The sequence below is a fragment of the Streptomyces pseudogriseolus genome, from assembly GCA_002154585.1.
In the GTDB taxonomy this organism is placed as follows: Bacteria; Actinomycetota; Actinomycetes; order Streptomycetales; family Streptomycetaceae; genus Streptomyces; species Streptomyces pseudogriseolus.
In genome coordinates, this window is record MUNG01000176.1 from 22,974 (window position 1) to 29,530 (window position 6,557).

Genomic DNA, 6,557 nt, shown 5'->3' on the forward strand with positions numbered 1-6,557 from the left:
CGGCCCGGGTCCCCGGGCTCACCCGTAAGGAGACGACCTTGACCACCACCCAGCGCCACGCGGGCAGGACCGCCCTGATCACCGGCGGCAGCCGCGGCATCGGCAGAGGCATCAGCCTCCGGCTGGCGCGCGAGGGCGCCCTGGTCGCCGTGCACTACGGCCACGACCACGCGGCCGCCGAGCGGACCGTCAAGGAGATCGAGGCGGAGGGCGGACGCGCCTTCGCCGTGCACGCCGAACTCGGTGTCCCCGGCGACGCCGCCGCCCTGTGGGCCGCCTTCGACGAAGGGCTGGCAACGCAGGAGGCGGAACCGGGCCTGGACATCCTGGTCAACAACGCCGGCATCACCCTGCCCCGGCCCATCGCCCAGGTCACCGAAGAGGACTACGACCGGGTGTTCGCGATCAACACCAAGGCGCCGTTCTTCATCGTCCAGCACGCTCTGGAGCGGCTGCGGGACGGCGGGCGGATCATCAACATCTCCTCGGTCGCCACGCGGGTCCCGCTCCCCGCGATCGTCGCCTACACGATGACCAAGGGCGCCCTGGACGCCCTCACCCTGAACCTGGCCAAGGAGCTGGGCCCGCGCGGCATCACGGTGAACACGGTCGCGCCCGGCTTCACCGAGACGGAGATCAACCCGACCCTCGCGAACCCGCGGATCCGGCAGATGTACTCGGACGCCTCGGTGTTCGGGCGGCTCGGTGCCCCCGCCGACATCGCCGACATCGTCTCGTTCGTCGCCGGGGACGACGCCCGGTGGATGACCGGCCACTGGATCGACGCCAGCGGCGGCGTACAGCTCTGACACCCGCGGCCCCCACCGCCGCCTCCCTCCGCCTCCCCCGCCGGAGGCGGTCCGCTAGGAGCACTGATGACTCACTCCACGTCCACCTGCCCGAATCTGTCCACGGACGATCCGCTGACCCAGCCCTTCCAGGGTTCCAGCCCGTACGACTCCTACGTCCACGCGTCGGTCCTCAACTCCCTCCAGCACCCGCTCACCGAGGCGGCGGACGAGATGGGGTTCCTCGTCACCACCCAGGTGATGGAGCTGTGGTTCACCCTGATCGCGCACGAGTGGCGCGTGGCCCGCGAGTCGTTCGTCAAGGACGACCTGGACGCGGCCATGGACGCGCTGGTGCGCAGCCGGCGGGCGCTGCACGCGCTCAACGCGTCCTGGGCGCCCATCTCGGCGCTGACGCCGGTGCAGTTCAACGGCTTCCGGGCCGCGTTCGGCAAGGCGTCCGGGTTCCAGTCGGCGATGTACCGGCACCTGGAGTTCCTGCTCGGGCAGAAGTCCGCGGCGCTGGTCCGCGCCCACCAGGGCGACCCCTCGGTGCACGAGGCGCTGCGCGAGGCGTACCGGGAGCCGTCGCTGTACGACGAGGTGCTGCTGTTCCTGCACCGGCGGGGCCTGCCGGTGCCGGAGCACGTACGTGAGCGGGACGTCACCGCGTCCTACGCGGCCGACGAGGGCGTGGTGGAGGTGTGGCGGCGGATCTACGCGGGCCCGCAGCACGATCCGCTGCTGGCGCTGGGCGAACTGCTCACCGACATCGCCGAACTGGTCACGCGCTGGCGGCAGGACCATGTGATGGTGGTGCGCCGCGCGATGGGCGCCAAGCAGGGCAGCGCCGGTTCGGCGGGGCTCGCGTGGCTGGAGCAGCGCGCGGCCCACATGGTGTTCCCCGAGCTGTGGGCGGCGCGCGGTGACGTCTAGGGAGATCTCCGCGTTCGCCGCGGAGGAGGAGAAGCGGGTCCTGAGCCTGAAGCCGGTGCTCGCCCCCCGGCACGGCCGGTACGGCGACCACCCCCACCAGGTGTACGACGCGTGGCCGGCCGAGGACGCGGACGCCCCGCTGGTGGTGCTGCTGCACGGCGGGTACTGGCGGTACGACCGCATGCATCTGACCCCGTTCGCCGCCTACTTGGCGCAGCAGGGGTTCTCCGTGCTGCTGCCGGGGTTCCGCAGGTCGGGGGGCGCGGGCGGATACCCGGAGACGTTCGACGACGTGGCGCGGATCGTGGACACCCTGCCCGCGGGCCGGCCCTACGTGCTGGCCGGTCACTGCTCGGGCGGCCACCTGGCGCTGTGGTGCGCGGCCCGCGGGCTGCTGCCGCCGGACTCGCCGTGGCACACGCGGGCACTGCCGACCGCCGTGCTGGCGCTGGCGCCGATCACCGATCTGGACGCCACCCGCCGGGACCGCCTCAGTGACGACGCGGCGCTGCAACTGCTGGGCGGGCAGGAGGTGTTCGAGCAGCGGCTGCCGTCCGTCGACCCGCTCACCCTGCTGCGGGAGGCCGGCTCGACCGGGGTGCCCACCGTGCTGCTGCACGGCGCCGTCGACGAGGAGGTGCCGCTCACCCAGTTCAGCGACTACGCGGCCGTGCACCACGACCTGCGGACCGTAGTGCTGCCCGGCACGGGTCACTACACGCTCATCGAGCCCGGTGCGCCGGGGGCCGCGGCGGTCGCCGACACCCTGTGGGACATGTCGGCCGCCTTCGGCGCCGTGCGTCCCGGGCGGACCGCACCGGAAGGAGCAGGCCGATGACGACCGTCCCCGCCGCCGTCGGCGAGCAGGCCGGGGCGCTGGACGCCGAGGACGCCCTGGCCCCTCTGCGGGACCGGTTCCTGCTGCCGGAGGGCGTCGTCTACCTCGACGGCAACTCGCTCGGCCCGTTGCCGGCGGCGGTGCCGCCGGTCCTCACGGACGTCGTCCACCGGCAGTGGGGCGAGGGTCTGATCGGGGCGTGGACCGAGCACGACTGGTGGGACGCGCCGGTCCGCGTCGGCGACGCGATCGGCCGGCTGATCGGCGCCGCGCCGGGCCGGACGGTGGCGGGTGACTCCACCAGCGTGCAGCTGTTCAACGCGCTCGGTGCGGCGGCCGCGCTGCGGCCGGACCGGACGCTGCTGGTCACCGACCCCGGGCACTTCCCCACCGACCGGTACCTGGCGGAGGCGGTGGCCCGGCAGCGCGGGCTGCGGGTGCGGCAGGTGCGCCCGGCCGACCTGGAGCGCTTCCTCGCCGAGGAGGGCGACCAGGTGGCCGCCGTCAGTTACTCGCCCGTCGACTACCGCACCGGCGAGCTGTACGACCTGGAGGCGCTGACGCGGGCGGCCCACCGCGCGGGCGCCCTGGCCGTGTGGGACCTGTGCCATGCCGCCGGGGCGTTCCCGCTGCGCATGGACGACGCCGGTGTGGACCTCGCCGTGGGCTGCGGCTACAAGTTCCTGTCGGGCGGTCCGGGCGCGCCGGCTTTCCTGTACGTGGCCCGCCGGCACCACGAGAATCTGCACACGCCGCTGACCGGCTGGAACGGCCACGCCGACCCCTTCGGCCTCGCCCAGGACTACGTTCCGGCGCCCGGCATCGCGCGGGCCCGCATCGGCACCCCGCCGATCCTGTCGCTGCTCGCGCTGGAGGCGGCGCTCACCGCCTTCGACGGGGTGGACCTGGAGCAGGTCCGGGCGAAGAGCCTGTCGCTGACCGGGTTCTTCCTGCGGTGCGCCGAGGAGCTGCTGGCGCCGCTGGGGTTCACCGCGGCGACCCCGTCCGACCCCGCGCGCCGGGCCAGTCAGGTCTCCCTGCGCCACCCGCACGCCTACGGCCTCGTCCGGGCGCTGGCACGGCACGGGGTCGTCGCCGACATGCGGGCGCCCGACATCCTGCGGTTCGGGGTCAACGCCCTGTACACCACGCACCAGGACATGCTCACGGCCGCCGTGCGCCTGCGGGACATCACCGTCGCAGGTGACTACGACCCCACGCCGCAGGAGCCGGGCGCGGTGACCTGAGCACGGGGCGCCCCCTCACGGCCGTACCGCCGCCGGTCCCCGGCTCTGGCCCCCTGCCGCGCGGTCTGCCCGGAAGCCCTCAAAAGGGGCGTCCGTGGCGGATCGCGCCAGGTCCGGAGCCGTGAAGTGACCAGTGATACAACAGCAGTTGCGCGTTGTTGCTCATCTCTGACCCCCTTGTGCACCAGGATGGTCGGTGACCGGCAGAAAGTCCGTCCTCGGCAGCGGTGCCGCAAGGGGGAAGCCAAGCAATGACCCGTTCACCCGGTTCCTCCGGCGAGCACCACCCGACCGGAGCGGCGCGGTCCTCCGCGGACGCCGTTCCGGCGGACCCGGCAGGCCCGGGGGACGCGGCCGGTGCGGCGGACCCGGTGGAGCGGGAGTACGAGCTCTCCGTCGTCTCCGACCTGGTGCGGCGGACGGCCGCCGGTCACCCCGGGCTGCTGCTGGTGGAGGGGCAGGAGGGCATCGGCAAGACCACCCTGCTGCGGAGCCTGGCCGAGCGGGCCCGCGCCCAGGGTCTGCGGGTGCTGGAGGCGCGCGGCGAGCGGACCGGCCGGCAGACGCCCTTCGCCGTCGCGCGCGCCCTCCTGCACCCGTACCTGACGGACCTGGAGGAGGGTCCGGCTCTGTGCGACGGACCGGTCGCGGAGGCGCCCGGGACGGCCATCGCGGCCGGCCGCGCTCCCTACCCGGTCGGCCACAACAACGTTGTCGGATGGCCGGAGGGGACGTACGACGTCCTGGCCGAGCTGCACCGCACGGTGCGGCGCATCAGCCGTCCCGGTCCCGTCCTCCTCGTGGTCGACGACGCCGAACAGGCGGATGCCGCCTCGCTGCGCTTCCTCGCGCACACCGCCCGGCGGCTGAGCGGTATGCCCGTCCTGCTGGCCGTCTCGCGCTGTCCGGAGACCGACGCGCCGCTCCTCGACGAGATGGCGACCCGCCCGCTGTCCAGCGTGCTGCGCCTGCGCCCGCTGACCGAGCGGGGCATCGGACTGATCGCCCGGCGTCTGACCGGACGTTCCGGCGACCAGGAGTTCCTCGCCGCCTGCCTGTCCGCCACGAACGGCATACCGCTCCTCGTCACCCGGCTGCTGGCCGCACTGCACCGGGAGGGCTCTCCGCTGACCGCGGCCGGGATCGCCCGCGCGCATCTGGAGGACGTCGCCCTGTTCGGCCGGCGGGTCGTGGCGACGCTGCACCAGCAGCCGGTCGCGCTGAGGGCGGCGCAGGCGATGGCGGTGCTCGGCGACGGCGCCCCCTTCGCGCACTGCGCGGCGCTCGCCCTGCTGGACCCGGCCGTGTTCACGCGGGCCGTGCTGACCCTGGACGCACTCGGTCTGGTGTCGTCGCCGCCGGGCACCGAGGACTGGTACTTCGCCCATCCCCCGACGCGGGAGACGGTCCTCGCGGACATGTCGCCGCAGCTGCTGATGTCGACGCACCTGCGCGCGGCCCGGCTGCTGCACGACGGGGGCGCCCCGGCCGAACAGGTCGCCGAGCACCTGCGGGCCTCCGGCACGACGACCACCGAGCCCTGGGCCCGTACCGTGCTGCGCGAGGCCGCCCGCACGGCCTCCCGGCGCGGCGCGCACGAGCACGCCGTGGAGCTGCTGCGGCACTGCGTCCCCGAGGACGCCGACTCCGTCGACGACCCCGCCCTGATGGTCGAACTGGGCCTGTCGGAGGTGCGTTCGGACCCGGAGGCGGGCATCGGGCGCCTGTTGCGCGCCCTGCCCCTGCTGACCGCCCCCGACCGGCGTCTGACCGTCCTCACCGCCCTGATCGGCGCGATGGTCCGCACCGGTCAGGTGCCCCGGGCCGTGGAACTGCTGCGCATCCGCCGCGCGGAGGCCGTCGCGGCCGGTGAGGGCCCGGCCGGCGCCCATGTGCTGGAGGCGCATCTGCTCCTCACCTCCAACACCAGCCACCGGGCGTTCCGCCAGGTGCTCGACGCGGCCTCGTTCGGCCTGGATCCGGCGCCGGACACGGCGGGCGGACGCGCCCTGCTCGCCGCCCGTGCGGTGATCTCCGTATCCCGTCTCGACGGCGTCGCCGAGTCCCTCGCGGCGGCGCGGGCCGTGCTGCTGCACGGGACCCCGCCGGCCGACGCCCCGGCCACGCTGGGCTCGGCGGCGGCGGTCCTGCTCTACACCGACCGCCCGGACGAGGCCGAGACCGCACTGCGCCGGCTCCTCGAGGGCGCGGACGTCCTCGACGACTGGCAGCACGCCACGCTCCTCGCGCTCTGCGCGGACGCCTACGAACGCCAGGGCGCCCTGGACCGGGCGCTGGCCGCCACGGCCGACGCCCTGCGGGGAGCGCCCGCCGAGCAGACGGACAGCTGTCACGCGCTGGCCCGGGCCGTCCGGCTGCAGACCCTCCTCGACCGGGACCAGGTGGCCGAGGCGGCCGCCCTGGCCCCGTGCGGCCCGGTTCCGCCGCTGGAGGACGGCTGGCAGTGGAACGAACTCCTCGCCGCGCGGGGCAGGCTGCGGCTGGCCGAGGGCGACGCGCCGGCCGCGCTCGTCGACCTGACGGAGGCGGGCGAACGGCAGCGCGCCTGGCAGCGCCTCAGCCCGGCCGTCTCCTCGTGGTGGTACTGGGCGGGCCGGGCGTACGCGGTACTGGGGAACATGAAGGCCTGCGGCGAACTGGCCGAGGAGGCCGTGGACGGGGCGCGCCGGGCCCAACTGCCGTGCGCCCTGGGCGCGGGGCTGGAACTGCTGGCCGCCGCGCGCGGCG

General features: G+C 74.7%; 5 protein-coding genes. All 5 read left to right on the forward strand.

Features of this window, described 5'->3' with window-relative positions; all coding sequences use genetic code 11:
• The first annotated feature begins 38 nt into the window (after positions 1–38).
• The gene (locus CCN29_RS17215; protein WP_086682940.1) at positions 39–809 is read left to right on the forward strand and encodes an SDR family oxidoreductase; all 771 of its coding nucleotides are present in this window, start codon (positions 39–41) and stop codon (positions 807–809) included.
• 66 nt (positions 810–875) lie between these two features.
• Positions 876–1,724, forward strand: a complete 849-nt coding sequence (locus tag CCN29_RS17220) for a tryptophan 2,3-dioxygenase (protein ID WP_086682943.1) — start codon at positions 876–878, stop codon at positions 1,722–1,724.
• On the forward strand, positions 1,714–2,562 hold the full coding sequence (locus tag CCN29_RS17225) for an alpha/beta hydrolase family protein (RefSeq protein ID WP_006132217.1): 849 nt from the start codon (positions 1,714–1,716) through the stop codon (positions 2,560–2,562). The genes CCN29_RS17220 and CCN29_RS17225 overlap by 11 nt, the downstream gene beginning before the upstream one ends.
• On the forward strand, positions 2,559–3,809 hold the full coding sequence (gene kynU, locus CCN29_RS17230; protein WP_031018964.1) for a kynureninase: 1,251 nt from the start codon (positions 2,559–2,561) through the stop codon (positions 3,807–3,809). The genes CCN29_RS17225 and kynU overlap by 4 nt, the downstream gene beginning before the upstream one ends.
• 251 nt (positions 3,810–4,060) lie before the next feature.
• Positions 4,061–6,557: ATP-binding protein (locus tag CCN29_RS17235; protein ID WP_086682947.1), on the forward strand; the 2,497-nt coding region annotated here is incomplete at its 3' end.